This is a genomic window from Brevibacterium rongguiense, from assembly GCF_009857845.1.
Lineage (GTDB): Bacteria > Actinomycetota > Actinomycetes > Actinomycetales > Brevibacteriaceae > Brevibacterium > Brevibacterium rongguiense.
Window position 1 is genome coordinate 31,877 of record NZ_WWEQ01000007.1, and the last position, 16,706, is coordinate 48,582.

Here is a 16,706-nt window from a genome sequence, read left to right on the forward strand (position 1 = left end):
GTCGGCCCGCCGCGGTGCCCGGCAGCCGCCCGCCCGGCTCAGTCGGCGAGCAGCTCGTCGTAGAACTCCTGGAGGTCGATGACCCCGGTGAGCGTGCTGCCCTCCATGACGAGGCAGAACGCCGCCTTGGGCCGGTGCGTGAGCGACTCCAGGAGGTGCGGTGCGGTGATGGAGTGCGGCACGCCGATCCAGGCCCCCAGGGGGTGCATGAACTCGTGGACCTGGCGGCCCTCGAGGTCCGGGGCGCGGGAGGCCGCCCGGCGGTCGAGCAGCCCCGAGGGCAGGCCGCGGGCGTCGAGCACGACGACGAGGGTGGCGGTCTGCGAGGGCTGGGCGTCGGCCACGCGCAGCGTCTGGTCGACGTCGGCGTCCCAGGCCGCGGCGATCGCGGGCTGGATGACCCGGTCGAGGTCGTAGGTCTCCATCCGCTGCGCGCGGCGCGCGTGGGCCGCGGCATCGCCGGCGGAGAACCACAGCATGACGGCGATCGCGGTGGTCCAGGCGACGGTGATGAGATCGGGCCGCTGACCGGAGAGGAGGGGCACGACGACCGCGGCGAACACGAAGGCCAGCGCGATGAGCCGGCCCGCCCAGCTGGCGAGGATCGTGCCGCGGTACTGGCTGCCCGTGGCGCGCCAGATAAGCGCCTGGAGCGCCCAGCCGCCGTCCAGGGGGATGCCCGGGAGCAGGTTCATGACGCCCAGGGCCCCGTTGGCGACGGCCACCGCGAGCAGCAGGAGCCAGCCCGCGGTCCACGGCGGCAGCGCATAGAGCCCCCAGACGGCCGCCCCCGCCAGCACGATGTTGACCAGGGGGCCCACGATCGAGACGATGAAGCTCGTCGTCGCCGCGCGGCGGGTGTCCTCCTCCGCGCGCGGGGAGACTGGGTGAAGCCGCCCCAGATGTTGAGCTCGATGCCGGCGACCTGCTGGCCGCTGGCGCGGCCGGCCACCGCGTGCGCGAGCTCGTGGAGGAAGACGGAGGAGAACAGCAGCACCGCGTAGCCGAACGCGATGCCCCACGCCAGCGGCCAGCCCAGGCCCGGGGACATGCGCATGATCCACGGGGCGAAGAAGACGGTGATGACGACCGCGGCGACGAACCAGGACCAGGCGAGCACGATCGGCGCACCGAACACGCGGCCGACGACGAGGCCGCGGGGCGCACCGGGATTGCGCGTCGCGCTGGAGGAAGGCATGGGGGCCATCCTAACGTCCGTGCACCTCGCTAGAGTTGGCGGCATGGCCGAACTCCTCGCGCTCTCGCCCTCGCGGGCCAACGACTTCGTGCAGTGCCCGCTGAAGTTCCGCTTCCGCACCGTCGACCGCCTGCCCGAGCCGCCCTCGCCGGCCGCCTTCAAGGGCACGCTCGTCCACGCCATCCTCGAGCGCCTCTTCGACTTCCCCGCCGCGCAGCGGACCCGCGAGACCGCCGGCGGGCTCATCGCACCCGAGCTCGAGCGCCTGCTCGAGCGCGATGCCGAGGCCGCCGAGCTGTTCCCCGACGAGGCCGCGCGGGTCGCGCTGCGCGCGCAGGCCGACGCCCTCGTGGGCACGTACTTCTCGCTCGAGCTGCCCGACCGCCTGGAGCCGGCGGCCCGGGAGAGCTTCGTGAGCGCGCCCCTGGACAACGGGCTCGTGCTGCGCGGCTTCATCGACCGGGTGGACGTGGCCCCGGGCGGCCAGGTGCGCCTCGTCGACTACAAGACCGGCAAGCAGCCCACGCCGCAGTACTCCCGCGAGGCGGACTTCCAGATGCGCTTCTACGCGCTGCTGCGCTACCGCACGGACGGCGAGCTCGCCCACACGCTCCAGCTCATGTACCTGGGCTCCGGCAGCGTCAAGGCGATGCACCCGCAGCTGGCGGACGTGGAGCGCACCGAGGCGGAGGTCCTCGACATCTGGTCCGACATCACGGCCAGTGCGGAGTCCGGGACGTGGCGCCCGCGCAAGTCCCCGCTGTGCGGCTGGTGCCACTTCAAGCCGCTGTGCCCCGCGTGGGGCGGCACTCCCCCGCCCGCGCCGCCGATCACCCGGATCGCGGGCCGCGACCTGCTGGCCGGCTGAGCTCCTCCAGGCCGCGGGCGTCGAGTCCCGCGAGCGTGGGCACCAGGATGCGGCCGGGCGCGGGCTCGAGCGGCACGAGGTGCGGGATGCCGATGGCCCGCGTGCCCGCCGCCTCGGCGCTCGCGAGGCCCGGCACGGAGTCCTCGAGCGCGATGCACTGGCCGGGCTCGAGCCCCAGCGCGTGGGCGCCGAGCACATAGGGGGCGGGATCGGGCTTGCCGGCAGGCACCTCGTCGCCGGCGATGAGCGCGGCGAACGAACCGGGCGGGCAGGCCGCGACCACGGCCTCGGCGAGCCTGCGGTAGGACATCGTCACGAGCGCGCACGGGACCCCGGCGGCCGCGAGGTCCGCGAGCAGCTCACGGGCGCCGGGCCGGAAGGGCACGTGCGCGCGGACCTGGGCGATGACGGCGTCGAGGAGGTGCTCGACGATCGCCTCGGCCGGCAGCTCCAGGCCGTGCTCGCGCATGATCTGCGCGGAGACCAGCAGCTCGTTGCCCACCATGAGCATCCCCTGCTCGTGCGACCACGGGAGGCCGTGGGCGGCCATGAGCCGGCCCTCCGCGGCCATCCAGTACTGCTCGGTGTCGACGAGCGTGCCGTCCATGTCCCAGAGCACCGCGGCATAGCTTCGGAAGGGATCCATGGCCTCAGCGTAGTCTTGGCCCATGAGCTTTCTGCCCGGTGCCAGCGGCCGCCTCGTCGTCATGAGCTTCCGCGGCTGGAACGATGCCGCGGACGCCGCCTCGGACACCGCCCGCCACCTCGTCGAGGAGTGGGGCCTGGAGCTGGCGGGCATCCTCACGGACGAGGCGTTCTACGACTACACCGTCATGCGCCCGCTGACCGTGCGCGACGAGGACGGCAGGCCCGAGCTCGTGTGGCCGGCCTGCTCGTTCTACCGGGGCACGGTGCCCGGCACAGCGCTCGAGGCGCTCGTCATCATCGGCTTCGAGCCGAACTTCCGGTGGCAGGAGTTCGCCGGCCAGCTGTGCGGTGCGCTCAGCGCCGAGGACAGGGTCGTCCTGCTGGGCGCCCTGCTGGCCGATGTCCCCCACGTGCGCCCGCTGCCGGTCTCCACGACGTCGGAGGACGCGGAGCTGGTCGACGACGAGACGGTCTTCGCCTCCGAGTACGAGGGCCCCTCGGGCATCACGGGGGTGCTCTCGACGATGCTGCTCGAACGCGCGATCCCGACGGTCTCGCAGTGGGTCGCCGTGCCCGCCTACGCCGGCGCCTCGCCCTCGCCCAAGGCGGTGCTCGCGCTGCTGAGCGCGTTCGAGGACGTCACGGGCCTCGTCGTCGCCCAGCGCGCGCTCACGGAGGAAGCCCGCGCCTGGGAGACGGGCACCGACGCGCTCGTCGCCGAGGACGAGGACCTGGCCGAGCACGTCGAGGCGCTCGCCGGTGCGATGGACGCCAGCGAGCTGCCGGAGGCCTCCGGCGAGGTCATCGCCCGCGAGTTCGAGCGCTACCTGGAGCGCCGCCGCCGCGACGGCGGCAAGTAGCCCCCCTCAGGAGCCCGCGAGGTCGACGCCCAGCAGCGCGTCGACAGCCCGGACCACGCGGGCCGCATCCGCGCCCGCGCCCTCGGCATGGGCATCGGCAGGATGGGCCTCGGCGGCCCAGCCGTCCACGGCCGCAAGTGCGGCCGGGGCGTCGAGGTCCGCGGCCAGGGCGGCCCGGATCGCGGCGCTGACCTGCGCCGCGGGGGTGCGCGAGCCGCGCGCGGCGGCGGTGCGCCACGCGGCCAGGCGCTGCTTGGCCGTGGCGAGGACCGCATCGTCGTACATCCAGTCGCTGCGGTAGTGGTGGGCCAGCAGCGCCAGGCGGATCGCCATCGGGTCCTCGCCCGCGGCGCGCAGCTTCGAGACGAGCACGAGGTTGCCCTTCGACTTGCTCATCTTCTCGCCCTCGTAGCCCACCATGCCCGTGTGGACGTAGGCCTGGGCGAACGGGATGCCGGTGAGCGCCTCGGCGTGGGCGGCGCCCATCTCGTGGTGGGGGAAGATGAGGTCCGAGCCGCCGCCCTGGACGCTCAGCGGCAGGCCGGCGTGGTCGCGGGCGATGAGCGCGCACTCGATGTGCCAGCCCGGCCGGCCCGCCCCCAGGCCGCCCCCGGGCCAGCTGGGCTCGTCCGGGCGCGCCGCGCGCCACAGGAGGGCATCGAGCGGATCCTCCTTGCCGGGGGTGTCCGGGTCTCCCCCGCGCTCGGCGAAGGTGCGCGCCATCTCCTGGGCGTCGTAGTGGGACTCGGAGCCGAAGGGCGGCTCGACGGGCGTGGCGACGCGGTAGTAGACGTCCCCGCTGGGCAGCGTGTACGCCGCGCCGGAGGCCAGGAGGGCCTCGACGCCCTCCGCGATCTGGGGGATGGACTCCACCGCGCCCACGAACGCCTGCGGCGGGATGACGCGCAGCGCCTCCATGTCCGTGCGGAAGAGCTCGATCTGGGACTCGGCGAGCTCGCGCCAGTCCACCCCGGTGGCCGCGGCGCGCTCGAGGAGCGGGTCGTCGATGTCCGTCGTGTTCTGCACGTAGACCACGTCGACGCCCGCATCGCGCCAGGCGCGCACGAGGAGGTCGAAGGCGACGTACGTGGCCGCGTGCCCCAGGTGCGTCGCATCGTAGGGGGTGATTCCGCACACGTAGAGGCGGGCGGGCCCGTCCTCCCCCACCGGCTGCACCTCCCCCTGCGCGGAGGTGCTGTAGACGGCGGGCTTGATGCCCGCGTCGTCGAGGGCAGGGACCTGGGGTGCCGACCAATCTCTCACCCGCCCAGCATAGGGGCTGGACTCGGACCCTACAGCGGCGGCCAGGGAATCGGGTAGCGGTGCGCGGGCGGCTCCGGCAGCGCGCCCGCGGCCAGCAGCGCGCGGGCGCGGGCCTGGAGCGCTGCGATCTCCGGGGCCGCCAGCAGCCCTGCGAGCTCACGGGCCGCAGCCCCGTCCGGGTCCGCAGCGCGCTGCGTGGCCGCGGTCTCCGCCGCGCTCAGCGGCGCCCCGGCGAAGCCCCACAGGACGGTGCGCACCTTGTCCTCCGCGTGGAAGCACAGCCCGTTGTCGATCGCCCACAGGCGCGGCTGGGCGGGTGAGAAGGCGAAGTCGCCGGCCACGATGTGGCTGGCCTTGCGGTCGGCGTTGTTGGCCAGCGCGTCGAAGAACGCGAGGGCCCGCAGCCGCTCCCAGGGCGCGTGGGCGACGAGCACCTCGGCGCCGTCCTCGGTCTGCGCGGCGAACACGGGCGCCCACCCGGCTGGCACCTCGGCCGGGGCGAAGACGCCCACGGGCTCGGCGGCGTCCGGGTCCGGCTCCACGTAGGCCTGGAGGGAGCCGGGGCCCAGCGGGGCGTCTGCGCGCAGCACAGTGGGCGGCACGACGTCCGTGCCCAGCTGAGCGTCGAGGACCGCGGCGGCGGCCTCGCGGCCGGCGAGGCTGCCGGCGGGGAAGTCGTGCAGGGGCCGCTCGCCGGCGATGGGCTTGTAGACCGCGCGGCGGACCGTGGGGCCCAGGGCGGCGAGCACGAGGCGGGTGTCGTTGGAGGCGCCGGGGATCCGGCCCAGGTCCGTGAGCTCGCCCCGGGCGAGCAGGTCCCGTGCCGCGCGGGCCCGCTCGCCGGCCGCGGGGGCCCGGCTCACCGCGGAATGCCGTTGGCGCGGGGGCAGAGGTGGCCCTCCGGGTCGAGCGGGAGGGCGCAGAACGGGCAGTCGGCGCGCCCGGCGCTGACGACCTGGTCCGCGCGGCGGGCGAATTCGCGTGCGGCCGGCCCGGTGAGGATGACGCGCAGCGCGGCGCGCTTCTCGTCCTCGGCATCGTCCTCGGGGTCGGCGGTGACCCCGGCCTCGGTGTCCTCGGCGGTGAGCTCGAGGCACTCGACGAGCAGGTGGTCCTCGGCCGTGTCCCAGCCCAGGCTCATGGTGCCCACCCGGAACTCGGGGTCCACGGGCATCTCGAGTCCGGCGTTGTCCGCCAGCTCCGGATCCGCCGCGGCGGGCACCGCCCGGCCGGCACCGCCGCGGGCGCGGACCATGTCGAGGAGCTCGTTCATCCGCTCGCCGAGCATCTCCACCTGCTCCTTCTCCAGGGTCACGGTGACCACGCTGCCGTCGCCGACGGCCTGGAGGAAGAATGTGCGCTTGCCGGGCAGGCCGACGGTGCCGACGACGAAGCGGTCGGGATGGGAGAAGTCGAAGCTGCGGGAGGCCATGGCTCAAGCCTAGCGCCCGAGGCGGGCTACAATGGGGCCATGAGCCAGGATCCGGCAGTCGCACTCGAAGAGTTCCTCAGCGCCGTCCGCCAGCACTTCGCGGCCGCGGCGCACCGCAGCTCCGATACGGACCCGCGCGTCCAGGCGGCCTATATGGCGCTTGCCGATGCGTTCGAGCTCTACGAGGACGCCCTCTACACCGCCTATGACGAGGTCACCCCGTTCGAGCTCTTCGACGATGTCGAGGATGCCCGCGAGGACGGCGACGACGAGGACGACGACGATGAGTTCGACGACCAGGTGGACCTCGGCGAGGACGCTGACGAGGCCGACGAGCAGGACGACGACGAGGACTGAGCCCGCCGGGGCGCTGCCCGATGCAGGCTAGACCAGGCCGTCCGGCGCGGAGATCTGATCGAGGGCATCGCGGATCTCCGGCTCGAGGACGAGCTCGGAGGCGAGGATCTCCTCCAGCTGGGCCGGGGTGCGCGGCGCGACGGCCGAACTCGCCCACCCCATCGACCGGTTCCAGGCCAGCGCCACATCGAGGGGGCTGGCCCCCAGCGCGCTCGCGGCGCGCGCCGCACCCGCGACCACCTGGCCCGGGCCGTCCTCGAGGTAGGGCTCGACATAGGCGCGGGCGGCCCCGGCTGCCCGCGAGTTCTGCGGCGTGCCCGAGTCGTACTTCCCCGTGAGCACCCCGCGGCCCAGGGCCGCGCCCGCGAACACGCCCAGCCCCAGGTACTCCGCTGCCGGTGCGAGCTCGGCCTCCGCGTCGCGGGCCAGCAGCGAGGCCTCGGCCCACGCGGCGACGAGCGGGGCGCCCGCGCCGCACAGGGCGGCGAGCTGCCAGCCCGTGCAGTGGGCCGCCGCGGCGTAGTGCGCCCGGCCGGACTCCACGAGGCGGGTCAGGGCCCCGGCGGTCTCCGCGAGCGGGGTAACGGGATCGAAGGCGTCGAGGATGACGAGGTCGAGCGCGTCGCGGCCCAGGCGGTCGAGCACCTGGGAAGCCTGGTCGAGCAGGGTGGCGCGCCCGGCGCTGATGCGCACGTCGTCGCCCCGCCCGGCGATCCCGATGCGCGCGGCGATGCCCACGCCCTTGGGGATGGTGAGGGAGCCCAGGACCTCGGCGGCCGGGGACTGGAAGGCGGGGATCTCGATGAGCGTGCCGCCGGCCCGGGCATAGCCGTCCACCAGCTCCTGCGCGGTGCCGGCAGCGACGCCGCGGCCCCAGTCGAACGCGCCCAGGGTGAGCTCGGAGGCGAAGAATCCGCTGTGACCGACGCGATTGACCTGCATGTCTGTTGAGGTTACCCGATTCGAGGCCCTACGCTGGCCTACGGCCGCGCGACCGCCGGCCGCGGGCACGGAAGAGGAGACTATGGACTGGCTCGTAGCGGGCATCTTGGGTGTGGTGCAGGGGCTCACGGAGTTCCTGCCGATCTCTTCGTCGGCGCACCTGCGCATCATCGGCGAGTTCCTCATGCCCGGCCGCGAGCCCGGGGCCTTCTTCACCGCGATCATCCAGATCGGCACCGAGGCGGCGGTGCTCGTCTACTTCTGGGACGACATCGTCGCGATCATCACGAAGTGGTGCCGGGCGCTCGTGGGCCGGCACGACCGGCGCGACCCCGAGGTGCGCATGGGCTGGCTCATCATCGCCGGGTCGATCCCGATCGGCGTGCTGGGCCTGCTGTTCCAGGACGCGATCGAGACGACGCTGCGCAGCCTGTGGGTCGTCGCCTCGATGCTCATCGTCTTCGGCATCATCCTGGGCCTGGCCGACCGGTTCGGCCGCCAGGACCGCACGCTCGGGCAGATGACGTGGGGCCAGGGCGTCGCGTTCGGCCTGTTCCAGGCGCTCGCGCTCATCCCGGGCGTCTCCCGCTCCGGCGGCACCATCACCGGCGGCAGGCTCATGGGCTTCACCCGGGAGTCCGCTGCCCGCTACTCGTTCCTCCTCGCGATCCCCGCGGTGCTCTCCTCCGGCCTCTACAGCGTGTACAAGGCGATCGGCGAGCCCTCGTCGCTGGGCTGGGGCCCCACCGCGTTCGCCACGATCGTGTCGTTCGCCGTGGGCTACGCCGTGATCGTGGGCTTCCTGCGCTTCATCGAGACGAAGTCGTTCGCGATCTTCGTGTGGTACCGGGTGGCCCTGGGCCTGCTGCTCTTCCTGCTGCTCGGCACCGGCGTCCTCACCGCCTGAGCCGCGCCCGCGCCGGCTGCTCGGCCGGCAGTTCGGGTGCGTGGGCGGGGGCGTGAGCGCACGGGGCCGGTACCCCGGGCACACTGGGCCCGCGCCCTGGGCCCGTTCGGCCGGCGCTGCGGGCTCTCCGTGCGTGCCCCAGCGGGCGTTCGGCCCTCACCCCGCGCGGGGCGCCGCCCGGATGCGCTGCGGTGCTACGCGCCGTCCCCGCCGCCCAGCTGGGCGCTGCCGGCCGTGCCCGAGGCGGTCACGGACATCGCCGCGACGGTCGGGTGGGCATGGGGCACGGAGGGATCGTCGGGGTAGTCGATGATGCTGTAGGAGCCCGGCGCGACCGCGATGCGCTGGAAGTCGTCGAGGTCCATGCCGAGCGCATCGGCGAGGATCGCCTTGATGATGTCACCGTGGCTCACGACGATGCCGACCGCGCCGCCCGCTCCCCCGCCGCCGCCGCTGCCATTCGGGGCGCCGTTCGCACCGCTCTCATCGCCGGCCCGCAGGTCGCGCAGCTCGGCCGCGAGCGCCGCGACGCCGGCCCGCGCCCGGGCGGCGGCGACGGCCAGCGCCTCGCCGCCCGGGAACACGACTCTGGAGGGCTGACGGGCGACCAGCCGCCACTCGTCGAGCGCCCCGAGCTCGGCCAGCGTGCGCCCCGACCAGGCGCCGTAGTCGACCTCGTCGAAGGCGGGCTCGGCGCGCACCTGCGCGGCGCTGACGGACTCGAGGAGCAGCCCGGACGTCACGGCGCAGCGCTCCACCGTCGAATGCGCGAGGATCGCCGCGGAGGACACCGGGAAGCGGCGGCCGAGTGCGAGCACATCGGCCCGTCCCGCGGCGGTGAGCTCGACGCCGGGCAGCCGGCCGGCCAGCACTCCCGCGACGTTCGCACCGGTCTGGCCGTGGCGCACGGCGATGATTCGGACCATGGGCCCAGGCTAGCCGACCGGCTGGTAGAGTGCTCGGGTTCATCCGATCGAGGAGGCCGTATGAAGCGGACCCGCGCCGCCATGGAGTACGAGTTCAGGACCGTGCGCTTCACCCGCGACACCCCGCGCGGCGAGGCCAAGCAGGCGCTCACCGAGGCCGCGGAATACGGCCGCTGGGAGCTGGCCCGGACCCGCATCGGCATGGGCGGTGTGCGCACGCACTGGCTGCGCCGGCGCATCGTGCGCGTCGAGCGCACCGCCTGAGCCGCCCGTGAGCGCCGCTCCCGTCCGCGACTCCCCCCTCGCCGCCGTCCTCGCGGCCGCCGCCGCCATGATCGCCGGCTCGGCCATGGCCGTGCAGGGCCACTCGAACGGCGTGCTCGCCGGGATCGTCGGCTCGGGCATCCTCGCCGCCACCGTCTCGTTCGCCGGGGGCCTCGCCGTCCTCAGCGTCGTGTGCGCGGCATGGCCGAGCGCGCGCCGCGGGATCGGGCGCGCCCGGCGCCTCGTGGCCGCCGGGCAGTTCCCCTGGTTCATGCTGCTGGGCGGGGTGGGCGGCTCGCTCATCGTCATCTCGCAGTCGCTCACCGTCCCCCTCTTCGGGGTCTCGATCTTCACGATGGCGTTCGTGTGCGGCCAGCTGGGCGGGGCGCTGCTGGTCGACAACACGGACCTGCCCCCGGGCGGGCGCCGGCATCCGACGCTGCCACGCCTGGCCGGGACGGGGATCGTGCTGGCCGGTGTGGTCGTCTCCTCCGCGGGGGTCTTCGGGCAGGGCATCGCCTGGTGGGCGCCCCTGCTGCCCCTCATCGCCGGCGTCGGTACCGCATTCCAACAGGCGTTCAACGGGCGGCTCAAGGCGGCGGCGAACTCCGCCGCCGCGGCGACGTTCACGAACTTCCTCGTGGGCACGGTCTTCCTGGCCGTGTGCTCGGCGCTCGTGCTCGCGACCGGCACTCCCGTGCGGGGCGCGCCCGAGCTGCCCGCGCAGTGGTGGACGCTCATCGGCGGCGTACTCGGCGTCGTCTTCATCGGCGTGTCGACCCTCACGGTCGCGCGGCTGGGCGTCCTGCTGCTCAGCCTTACGACGCTCTTCGGCAATCTCGCCGGCTCGCTCGTCACGGACGTCATCACCGGCAGCGCCGCGACGGCGCTGGCCCCCTCCACGCTCATCGCGATGGGTCTCGTGCTCGTGGGCGTGTGCGTGGCCTCCGTGCCCGGCCGCCCCCTGGGCCGCCTGCGCTGAGCCGCAGGAGGGGCGAACCGAGCCGCTGAGGCGCCGCCCGAAGTGCGGTCGGAGCCCCCGGTCGGCCGCAGCCGCCGGATGGGCGGCCCGACTGCCCGGGCGATGGCCCCGCCCGCACCGAAGCGCCGGTCCCCTCCCGGGCCGGGCCCGAGGCGCAGGGCGGCGGCCTGCCCGCCCCCGCCTCGGGCGCGGCTCAGGCCTCGCGCATGAACCGGCCGAGCACCCGGGTGCCGAAGTCCAGCGCGTCGAGCGGGACGCGCTCATCGACGCCGTGGAACATCGCCGGGAAGTCGAGCTCGGCGGGCAGGCGCAGCGGCGCGAAGCCGTAGCCGGTGATGCCCAGGCGGGCCAGCTGCTTGTTGTCCGTGCCGCCGGACAGGGCGTAGGGCATGACGTCGGCGCCGGGATCCTCGGCCTTGAGCGCCGCGATCATCTGGTTGACGAGCGAGCCCTCGAAGGGCGTCTCGAGCGCGATGCCGCTGAGCAGCGGCACGACGTCGACGTTCTCCCCCGCCAGCTCCTTGAGCGTGAGCAGCGCGTCCTCGGACCGGCCCGGCAGCGTGCGGCAGTCCACAAGCGCCTCGGCGGTGCCGGGGATGACGTTGTGCTTGTAGCCGGCGTCGAGCACCGTGGGGTTGGCCGAGGTCGCGAACGTCGCCCCGACGAACTTCTGCACCGAGCCCAGCTCGTCGAGCAGCGCCTGGTAGTTCTCCGGGGCGAAGTCGATCCCCGTGAGCTCGGCGACGCCGCGCAGCAGGTCCTGGGTGGCCCGCGGCAGCTCGACCGGCCATTCGTGGGCGCCGATGCGCGCGATCGCCGCGGCGAGCGTGACGACGGGGTTGTCGCGGTTGACCTGGGAGCCGTGCCCGGCGGTGCCGTGGGCGACGAGCTTGACCCACTCGATGCCCTTCTCGGCGGTCTGGACGAGGTAGATGCGCTGGCCGCGCACCTCCACGGAGTACCCGCCCACCTCGGAGATCGCCTCCGTGGCACCGGCGAACAGCTCCGGGTGGTGCTCGACCATGTAGCGCGAGCCGTACGTCGAGCCGGCCTCCTCGTCGGCGAAGAACGCGATGATGAGGTCGCGCCGGGGCACAATGTCCTCGCGCATCATCGCGCGCACGTTCGCGATGATCATCGCGTCCATGTCCTTCATGTCTACCGCGCCGCGGCCCCACAGCATGCCGTCGCGGATCTCACCCGCGAAGGGGTCAACGCTCCAGTCCTCGGCGGCGGCCGGCACCACATCGGTGTGGCCGTGGACGACGAGGGCGGGGGCGCTCCGATCGCTGCCGGGGATGCGGGCGACGAGGTTGGCCCGGCCGGGGGCGGACTCCTCGATGACGGATTCGAGGCCCACCTCGGCGAAGAGCCGCTGGATGTAGTCGGCCGCAGGGCGCTCGGGATTGGCCCGGTTGTCGCCCCAGTTCTGGGTGTCGATGCGGATGAGCTCCTGCGCGATGCGCACGACCTCGTCCTGCGCGGCCGGGTGGGTCTGCGTCTGCTCTGCCATGGCTGCCTTCCGTCGGTGGGGATCCCCCCGGCAGTCTAGCGAGGCGCGCCCGCCGCCTTCGCAGCCGACCACGAGCCGAACTGCTTGCGCACGGCGGCGCCCGAGGGGCGGGGCCGGCCCGCGCTCGCCTCGCCCTTGGCCCAGGGGGCATAGGCCGCGAACGGCGCGCTGGACCCCGCCGCTGCGAGGAAGTCGTGCATCGCCTCGGCGTAGTCCGCGGCGGAGAAGCGGGTGTTGCCCCGCTGCCGGCCGCGCCCGGAGGCCGGCAGGCCCACCGCGGTCATCGCATCGTTCCAGTACTGGGCGCCCAACAGGGCCCGGACGGTCTGCGAGGTGGGCGGCCAGGTCCGCAGACCCGAGCGCGCGCTCATGCCGTGGGCGGTCAGCCAGGCAGCGCGCGCGGCATCGTAGGCCTCGGCGCTCAGCGGGCTCGCCTCGCCCGCCGCGATGACCTCGGCCGCGGCGGCGGCGCCGGCGGCGAGCTCGCTCAGCAGCGCCTCGGCCTGCGCCTGGTCCGCGCCCTGGCGCACGAGTGCCGCGCGGATGACGCGCGCCTCGGCCTCCGGCAGCGCGGCCCCAGCCGCCTCCGGGCCGGCGGAGGGCAGCCCCGCCCCGGCGGCGTAGAGGAACCGCACGGCGGTGGCGGCGGCGGGCACGGTCTGCGGGCTGGGCATGGGCCAAGCCTAACTGCGCTGTCCACGGGCTCCCTGACAGGAGACAGGGCCCCGACAGGAGACAGGGCCCCGGCGAATCAATCGATTCGCCGGGGCCCTTCGCCGTCCTGTGCGCGGAGGGGGACTTGAACCCCCACGCCCGCTAATTGGGGCACTAGCACCTCAAGCTAGCGCGTCTACCTATTCCGCCACCCGCGCAGGCAACGGATAGAACAATACACGCCCGCTGGCCGGGTGCCAAATCCGTGCCTGATCAGCGCTTTTGCACGCGGGTGAGGACGTGCGGCTTGCCCTTGGACGGGCTGAAGACGGCGGTCGAGAACCCCGCGGCGTCCCGGTCGAACTGCGCGTAGCCGGCGGTGCCGGGCAGCGTGAGCGGGCTGGCGAACTGCACCGTCCAGTCGAAGGCGTCCAGGCGCGGGTCCGCGGCGGCGAAGGCGCGCGCGGCCGTGTACATCCCGTGCGCGATCGTCGAGCGGAAGCCGAACGCCTTAGCGGCCAGCACGCTCACGTGAATGGGGTTGTAGTCCCCGGACACGCGGGCGTAGGCGGGCCCGATGCCCCGCGGCAGCCGCCACAGCGCGGTGGCCGTCAGCCCGTCGGGCATCGCCATCCGCTCGGCGGGCTGCCCCGCGGCCGCCCCGGGCACCGTCTTGCCCCGCGCCAGGTACGTGGAGGACTCGGTGAAGACGGGCTCGCCGTCCACGCTGCCGGCCACGAGGATGTCGACCTCGGTGCCGTTGTGCACCGCGCGCAGGGGCGACAGGCTCACCTCCGCGCGGACCTCCTCACCCACGCGCACCGGCCGCAGCTGGGCGAACGCGTTGCGCACGTGGACCATGCCGAGCACGGGCAGCCCGAAGCCGGGGTCCGTCATGAGCTCCAGGCTCGGCGCGAACCCGAGCGTGTGGAGGTAGGCCGGTGAGACGGTGTCGCGCACCGGCGCGTCCACGACGGTGTCGAACCGTGAGACGGCCAGCGGGTCGAGCACGGTGTCGGCCACGATCGTGCGCGCGGGGACGTGGGCGCTCGGCGCGCCCCGCCCGGGCAGCAGCCCGCGCAGGGCACGCGCGTAGGTTGCGCCCGCCGAGGCGCGGGCCGGGGTGCGCTCGTTCGCGCCCTGCCCGCCCATCAGGCGCCCACCATGTTCTGGCCGCACACGCGCAGCGTGCGCCCGTTGATCCCGGCGGCGGCGTCCGAGGCGAGGAATGCGATCGCCTCCGCGACGTCGCGCGGCAGCCCGCCCTGGGCGAGGCTCGACAGGCGACGGGCCACCTGGCGGGTGAGCACGGGCATCTTCTTCGTCATCTCCGTCTCGATGAAGCCCGGGGCCACGGCGTTGATGCTGCCCGAGCGGCGCGCGAACGAGTCCGCGGCGGCCGCGGCCATCCCGATGACGCCGGCCTTGGAGGCCGCGTAGTTCGTCTGCCCGCGGTTGCCCGCGATCCCGGAGGTGGAGGCCAGGGAGACGACGTGGGGGGCATCGCCCCACGCGCCCAGCTCGTCGAGCCGGTCGTCCATGCGCAGCTGGGAGAGAACGTTGACGCCCAGCACGGAGGACCAGCGCCCGGCGTCCATGTTCGCAAGCATCTTGTCGCGCGTGATCCCCGCGTTGTGGATGAGGATGTCGATGGGCCGGCCGACGGCGGCGGCGATCGTGTCCGCGGCGTCGGGGGCGGTGATGTCGGCCTGGATGGCCGTGCCCCGCACCCGGTTCATCGTGTCGGCCAGCGCCTGGCCCGCGGCCGGGACGTCGACGCCGTAGACCTGGGCGCCGTCGCGGCGCAGCACCTCGACGATCGCGGCGCCGATGCCCCGGGCCGCGCCCGTGACGACGGCGACGCGCCCGGCCAGCGGCGCGGCCGCGGAGTCGCCGGTGGCGGCGAAGTCGGCGGCGCCGATGCGCCGGCCGCGCTCGGAGTCGACCGTGAGGAACTGGCCGGAGACGTAGGCGGACTTCGCCGAGAGCAGGAACCACAGCGCCGCGGCGACGGAGGGCGCCTCGGGGCCGACGCCGTCGAGCAGGATGCCGTTGGCGGTGCTGCCCGAGCGCATCTCGTGGGCCGCGGAGCGCAGGATGCCGGTCACGCCGCCGCGCGCGGCGTTGAGGGCCGGGTCGACGGGCGCCACGGCGGCCTCATCGGCCGTTGCCGGGGCATCGGAGAGCGTGATGACGCGACCGCAGGTGACGAGCCCGCGCAGGGCGGTGCCGACGGCGAGCGTCGCATCCTGCAGGTCGGCCGGGGTCTGCGCGCCGTCGTAGGCGGCGATGATCGCGCTGTAGCGCTGGCCGGGATCGGCGGCGCGCTGGACGGAGAAGCCCGCGTCGACGAGCAGGCCGGCCAGCGCCTCGGCGCCGGGGGTGGAGCCCGCCACGAGGACGGGCTCGGCCAGGTAGCCGTGCTGCGGGTCGTCGGCGCTGAAGCGGCGCAGCGGCACGGGCGCGGGCAGGCCGAGCTTCTTCGCGATCCCGCGCAGGGGTCCGTTGACGAGGTCGAGGTACGTATCGCTCACTTGGCTGCCTCCACGATCGCTGCGAGTCCTTCTCCGCCGGCGGCGCAGATGGAGATGAGTGCGCGCTGCTTGCCGGTCGCGTGCAGGTACTTGGCGACCTGGGCGACGATGCGCCCGCCGGTCGCGGCGAACGGGTGGCCCGCCGCCAGGGACGAGCCCAGCGGGTTGAGCCTGTCGCGGTCGATCGAGCCCAGGGGGCCGTCGAGGCCGAGCCGCTCGCGGCAGTACTCCTCGCTCTCCCAGGCAGCGAGGTGGCACAGCACGGTTGCGGCGAACGCCTCGTGGATCTCCACGACGTCGAAGTCCGCGAAGGTCAGGCCGTTGCGGGCCAGCAGGCGGGGCACCGCGTAGGCGGGGGCCATGAGGAGGCCCTCGGCGCCGGAGACGAAGTCCACCGCGGCGGCCTCCGCGTCGACGATCTGCGCCAGCGGCGTGAGGCCGTGCTCGGCGGCCCACTCGTCGGAGCCCAGCAGCACGGCCGAGGCGCCGTCGGTCAGCGGCGTGGAGTTGCCGGCGGTCATCGTGGCCTCGCCGTCGAGCTTCGTGCCGAAGACCGGGCTGAGCTTGCCGAGCTTCTCCACGGTGGAGTCGGGGCGCAGGTTCGTGTCGCGCGACACGCCCAGGAACGGGGTGACGAGGTCGGCGAAGAACCCCTCGTCCCACGCCTTGCCGGCGCGCTGGTGGGACAGGGCGGCGAGCTCGTCCTGGGCCTGGCGCGAGATGCCCCACTCGAGGGTCGTCATGGCCTGGTGCTCGCCCATGGACTTGCCGGTGCGCTGCTCGCCGGCGCCGGGGCCCTGGGGCGCGAGGTCGGCCGGGCGCAGGCGGGCGAACGCCTTGAGCTTCTGCGCGGCGGTCTTGGCGCGCATCGCGTCGAGCAGTGCGGTGCGGGCGTTGTCGCCCAGCACGAGGGGGGCGTCCGAGGTGGAGTCCGCACCGCCGCCGATGCCGGACTCGAGCTGGCCCAGGCGGATCTTGTTGCTGATGCCCAGGATCGCCTCGAGGCCGGTGGCGCACGCCATGCCCACGTCGTAGGCGGGGGTGGTGGGCGCGAAGGCGGAGCCGAGCACGGCCTCGCGGGTGAGGTTGATGTCGCGCGGGTGCTTGATGACCGCGCCGCCTGCGACCTCGCCGATGCGCTCGCCGGCCAGGCCGTAGCGGGCGGCGAGGCCGTCGAGCGCGGCGGTGAGGAGATCGCGCTCGGACGCGTGCGAGTATTCCTTGTTCGAGCGGGCGAACGGGGTGCGGTTGCCCCCGAGGATGAGTGCTCTGCGGGTCACGGTGCCTCCAGGTCGATGGGTTTATCTGTGACGAACAGTACCAGCCAGTTCTGCCGGCGTGATGTGCGTCCCGGCCCG

General features: G+C 74.2%; 19 protein-coding genes and 1 tRNA gene. 6 read left to right on the forward strand and 14 right to left on the reverse strand.

The features are described from left to right. Window positions 1-38 precede the first annotated feature (38 nt). Window positions 39-695 (reverse strand): zinc metalloprotease, encoded by a 657-nt coding sequence (locus GSY69_RS02795; protein WP_328698741.1) that lies wholly within the window; start codon window positions 693-695, stop codon window positions 39-41. After that, the gene (locus tag GSY69_RS15115) at window positions 692-1,198 is read right to left on the reverse strand and encodes a zinc metalloprotease (protein ID WP_328698737.1); all 507 of its coding nucleotides are present in this window, start codon (window positions 1,196-1,198) and stop codon (window positions 692-694) included. Before GSY69_RS15115 ends, GSY69_RS02795 begins: the two co-directional genes overlap by 4 nt. Before the next feature lie 43 nt (window positions 1,199-1,241). Here GSY69_RS15115 and GSY69_RS02800 point away from each other — a divergent pair, with 43 nt between their 5' ends. Continuing rightward, on the forward strand, window positions 1,242-2,066 hold the full coding sequence (locus GSY69_RS02800; RefSeq protein WP_160952372.1) for a RecB family exonuclease: 825 nt from the start codon (window positions 1,242-1,244) through the stop codon (window positions 2,064-2,066). On the opposite strand, the gene GSY69_RS02805 is transcribed toward GSY69_RS02800, so the two are convergent. Beyond that, window positions 2,029-2,712 (reverse strand): HAD family hydrolase, encoded by a 684-nt coding sequence (locus GSY69_RS02805; protein WP_160952373.1) that lies wholly within the window; start codon window positions 2,710-2,712, stop codon window positions 2,029-2,031. The two genes, GSY69_RS02800 and GSY69_RS02805, sit on opposite strands and share 38 nt — an antisense overlap. A gap of 22 nt (window positions 2,713-2,734) precedes the next feature. Here GSY69_RS02805 and GSY69_RS02810 point away from each other — a divergent pair, with 22 nt between their 5' ends. Continuing rightward, window positions 2,735-3,574, forward strand: coding sequence for a proteasome assembly chaperone family protein (locus tag GSY69_RS02810; RefSeq protein WP_160952374.1), 840 nt, complete (start codon window positions 2,735-2,737; stop codon window positions 3,572-3,574). Window positions 3,575-3,580: 6 nt separating this feature from the next. On the opposite strand, the gene mshC is transcribed toward GSY69_RS02810, so the two are convergent. The 3 genes from mshC to GSY69_RS02825 are packed head-to-tail and all read right to left on the reverse strand — an operon-like array spanning window position 3,581 to window position 6,269. Then, complete coding sequence (gene mshC, locus GSY69_RS02815; protein ID WP_160952375.1) at window positions 3,581-4,837, reverse strand: cysteine--1-D-myo-inosityl 2-amino-2-deoxy-alpha-D-glucopyranoside ligase; 1,257 nt, start codon at window positions 4,835-4,837, stop codon at window positions 3,581-3,583. 29 nt (window positions 4,838-4,866) lie between these two features. Continuing rightward, window positions 4,867-5,700, reverse strand: coding sequence for an SCO1664 family protein (locus GSY69_RS02820; RefSeq protein ID WP_268527907.1), 834 nt, complete (start codon window positions 5,698-5,700; stop codon window positions 4,867-4,869). Further along, window positions 5,697-6,269: a DUF3090 domain-containing protein gene (locus tag GSY69_RS02825; RefSeq protein ID WP_160952376.1), complete on the reverse strand. Its 573-nt coding sequence runs from the start codon at window positions 6,267-6,269 to the stop codon at window positions 5,697-5,699. The genes GSY69_RS02820 and GSY69_RS02825 overlap by 4 nt, the downstream gene beginning before the upstream one ends. Window positions 6,270-6,308: 39 nt before the next feature. On the opposite strand from GSY69_RS02825, the gene GSY69_RS02830 reads away from it, so the two are divergent. Further along, on the forward strand, window positions 6,309-6,626 hold the full coding sequence (locus tag GSY69_RS02830; protein WP_160952377.1) for a hypothetical protein: 318 nt from the start codon (window positions 6,309-6,311) through the stop codon (window positions 6,624-6,626). A 27-nt stretch (window positions 6,627-6,653) separates the two neighbouring features. Here the strand turns inward: GSY69_RS02830 and GSY69_RS02835 are convergent, their stop codons facing one another. After that, the gene (locus GSY69_RS02835) at window positions 6,654-7,568 is read right to left on the reverse strand and encodes an aldo/keto reductase (RefSeq protein ID WP_160952378.1); all 915 of its coding nucleotides are present in this window, start codon (window positions 7,566-7,568) and stop codon (window positions 6,654-6,656) included. Between the two features lie 82 nt (window positions 7,569-7,650). Here GSY69_RS02835 and GSY69_RS02840 point away from each other — a divergent pair, with 82 nt between their 5' ends. Then, window positions 7,651-8,475 carry an undecaprenyl-diphosphate phosphatase gene (locus GSY69_RS02840; protein WP_160952379.1) on the forward strand — a complete coding sequence of 275 codons (825 nt, stop codon included), beginning with the start codon at window positions 7,651-7,653 and terminating at the stop codon, window positions 8,473-8,475. Between the two features lie 194 nt (window positions 8,476-8,669). Here the strand turns inward: GSY69_RS02840 and GSY69_RS02845 are convergent, their stop codons facing one another. Beyond that, entirely contained in the window at window positions 8,670-9,401 is a 732-nt protein-coding gene (locus GSY69_RS02845; protein ID WP_160952380.1) for a histidine phosphatase family protein, read from the reverse strand. A gap of 60 nt (window positions 9,402-9,461) precedes the next feature. Here GSY69_RS02845 and GSY69_RS02850 point away from each other — a divergent pair, with 60 nt between their 5' ends. Together GSY69_RS02850 and GSY69_RS02855 are read left to right on the forward strand one after the other, a co-directional pair. Then, window positions 9,462-9,665, forward strand: a complete 204-nt coding sequence (locus GSY69_RS02850) for a DUF5703 family protein (RefSeq protein ID WP_160952381.1) — start codon at window positions 9,462-9,464, stop codon at window positions 9,663-9,665. Window positions 9,666-9,672: 7 nt separating this feature from the next. Further along, window positions 9,673-10,647 (forward strand): DMT family transporter, encoded by a 975-nt coding sequence (locus tag GSY69_RS02855; RefSeq protein ID WP_160952382.1) that lies wholly within the window; start codon window positions 9,673-9,675, stop codon window positions 10,645-10,647. 193 nt (window positions 10,648-10,840) lie between these two features. Here the strand turns inward: GSY69_RS02855 and GSY69_RS02860 are convergent, their stop codons facing one another. From GSY69_RS02860 to GSY69_RS02885, 6 genes are all read right to left on the reverse strand, one after another. Then, the gene (locus GSY69_RS02860; protein WP_160952383.1) at window positions 10,841-12,160 is read right to left on the reverse strand and encodes a M20/M25/M40 family metallo-hydrolase; all 1,320 of its coding nucleotides are present in this window, start codon (window positions 12,158-12,160) and stop codon (window positions 10,841-10,843) included. Between the two features lie 35 nt (window positions 12,161-12,195). Beyond that, window positions 12,196-12,834: a hypothetical protein gene (locus GSY69_RS02865; RefSeq protein ID WP_160952384.1), complete on the reverse strand. Its 639-nt coding sequence runs from the start codon at window positions 12,832-12,834 to the stop codon at window positions 12,196-12,198. A 110-nt stretch (window positions 12,835-12,944) separates the two neighbouring features. After that, a tRNA-Leu gene (locus GSY69_RS02870) sits at window positions 12,945-13,032 on the reverse strand. Window positions 13,033-13,087: 55 nt separating this feature from the next. Then, window positions 13,088-13,966 carry a MaoC/PaaZ C-terminal domain-containing protein gene (locus GSY69_RS02875; protein WP_160952385.1) on the reverse strand — a complete coding sequence of 293 codons (879 nt, stop codon included), beginning with the start codon at window positions 13,964-13,966 and terminating at the stop codon, window positions 13,088-13,090. Beyond that, window positions 13,966-15,348, reverse strand: a complete 1,383-nt coding sequence (locus GSY69_RS02880; protein WP_160952386.1) for a 3-oxoacyl-ACP reductase — start codon at window positions 15,346-15,348, stop codon at window positions 13,966-13,968. Before GSY69_RS02880 ends, GSY69_RS02875 begins: the two co-directional genes overlap by 1 nt. After that, window positions 15,345-16,628, reverse strand: a complete 1,284-nt coding sequence (locus tag GSY69_RS02885) for an acetyl-CoA C-acetyltransferase (RefSeq protein WP_160952387.1) — start codon at window positions 16,626-16,628, stop codon at window positions 15,345-15,347. Before GSY69_RS02885 ends, GSY69_RS02880 begins: the two co-directional genes overlap by 4 nt. Window positions 16,629-16,706 lie beyond the last annotated feature (78 nt).

Bases quoted from the DNA above. Each gene is read 5' to 3' on its own strand.
- GSY69_RS02805 (WP_160952373.1), bottom strand. From the start codon at position 2,712: ATGGATCCCTTCCGAAGCTATGCCGCGGTGCTCTGGGACATGGACGGC.
- GSY69_RS02800 (WP_160952372.1), top strand. From the start codon at position 1,242: ATGGCCGAACTCCTCGCGCTCTCGCCCTCGCGGGCCAACGACTTCGTG.
- GSY69_RS02840 (WP_160952379.1), top strand. From the start codon at position 7,651: ATGGACTGGCTCGTAGCGGGCATCTTGGGTGTGGTGCAGGGGCTCACG.
- GSY69_RS02830 (WP_160952377.1), top strand. From the start codon at position 6,309: ATGAGCCAGGATCCGGCAGTCGCACTCGAAGAGTTCCTCAGCGCCGTC.
- GSY69_RS02865 (WP_160952384.1), bottom strand. From the start codon at position 12,834: ATGCCCAGCCCGCAGACCGTGCCCGCCGCCGCCACCGCCGTGCGGTTC.
- GSY69_RS02845 (WP_160952380.1), bottom strand. From the start codon at position 9,401: ATGGTCCGAATCATCGCCGTGCGCCACGGCCAGACCGGTGCGAACGTC.
- GSY69_RS15115 (WP_328698737.1), bottom strand. From the start codon at position 1,198: ATGCCTTCCTCCAGCGCGACGCGCAATCCCGGTGCGCCCCGCGGCCTC.
- GSY69_RS02875 (WP_160952385.1), bottom strand. From the start codon at position 13,966: ATGGGCGGGCAGGGCGCGAACGAGCGCACCCCGGCCCGCGCCTCGGCG.
- GSY69_RS02810 (WP_160952374.1), top strand. From the start codon at position 2,735: ATGAGCTTTCTGCCCGGTGCCAGCGGCCGCCTCGTCGTCATGAGCTTC.
- GSY69_RS02825 (WP_160952376.1), bottom strand. From the start codon at position 6,269: ATGGCCTCCCGCAGCTTCGACTTCTCCCATCCCGACCGCTTCGTCGTC.
- GSY69_RS02795 (WP_328698741.1), bottom strand. From the start codon at position 695: ATGAACCTGCTCCCGGGCATCCCCCTGGACGGCGGCTGGGCGCTCCAG.
- GSY69_RS02860 (WP_160952383.1), bottom strand. From the start codon at position 12,160: ATGGCAGAGCAGACGCAGACCCACCCGGCCGCGCAGGACGAGGTCGTG.
- GSY69_RS02850 (WP_160952381.1), top strand. From the start codon at position 9,462: ATGAAGCGGACCCGCGCCGCCATGGAGTACGAGTTCAGGACCGTGCGC.
- GSY69_RS02835 (WP_160952378.1), bottom strand. From the start codon at position 7,568: ATGCAGGTCAATCGCGTCGGTCACAGCGGATTCTTCGCCTCCGAGCTC.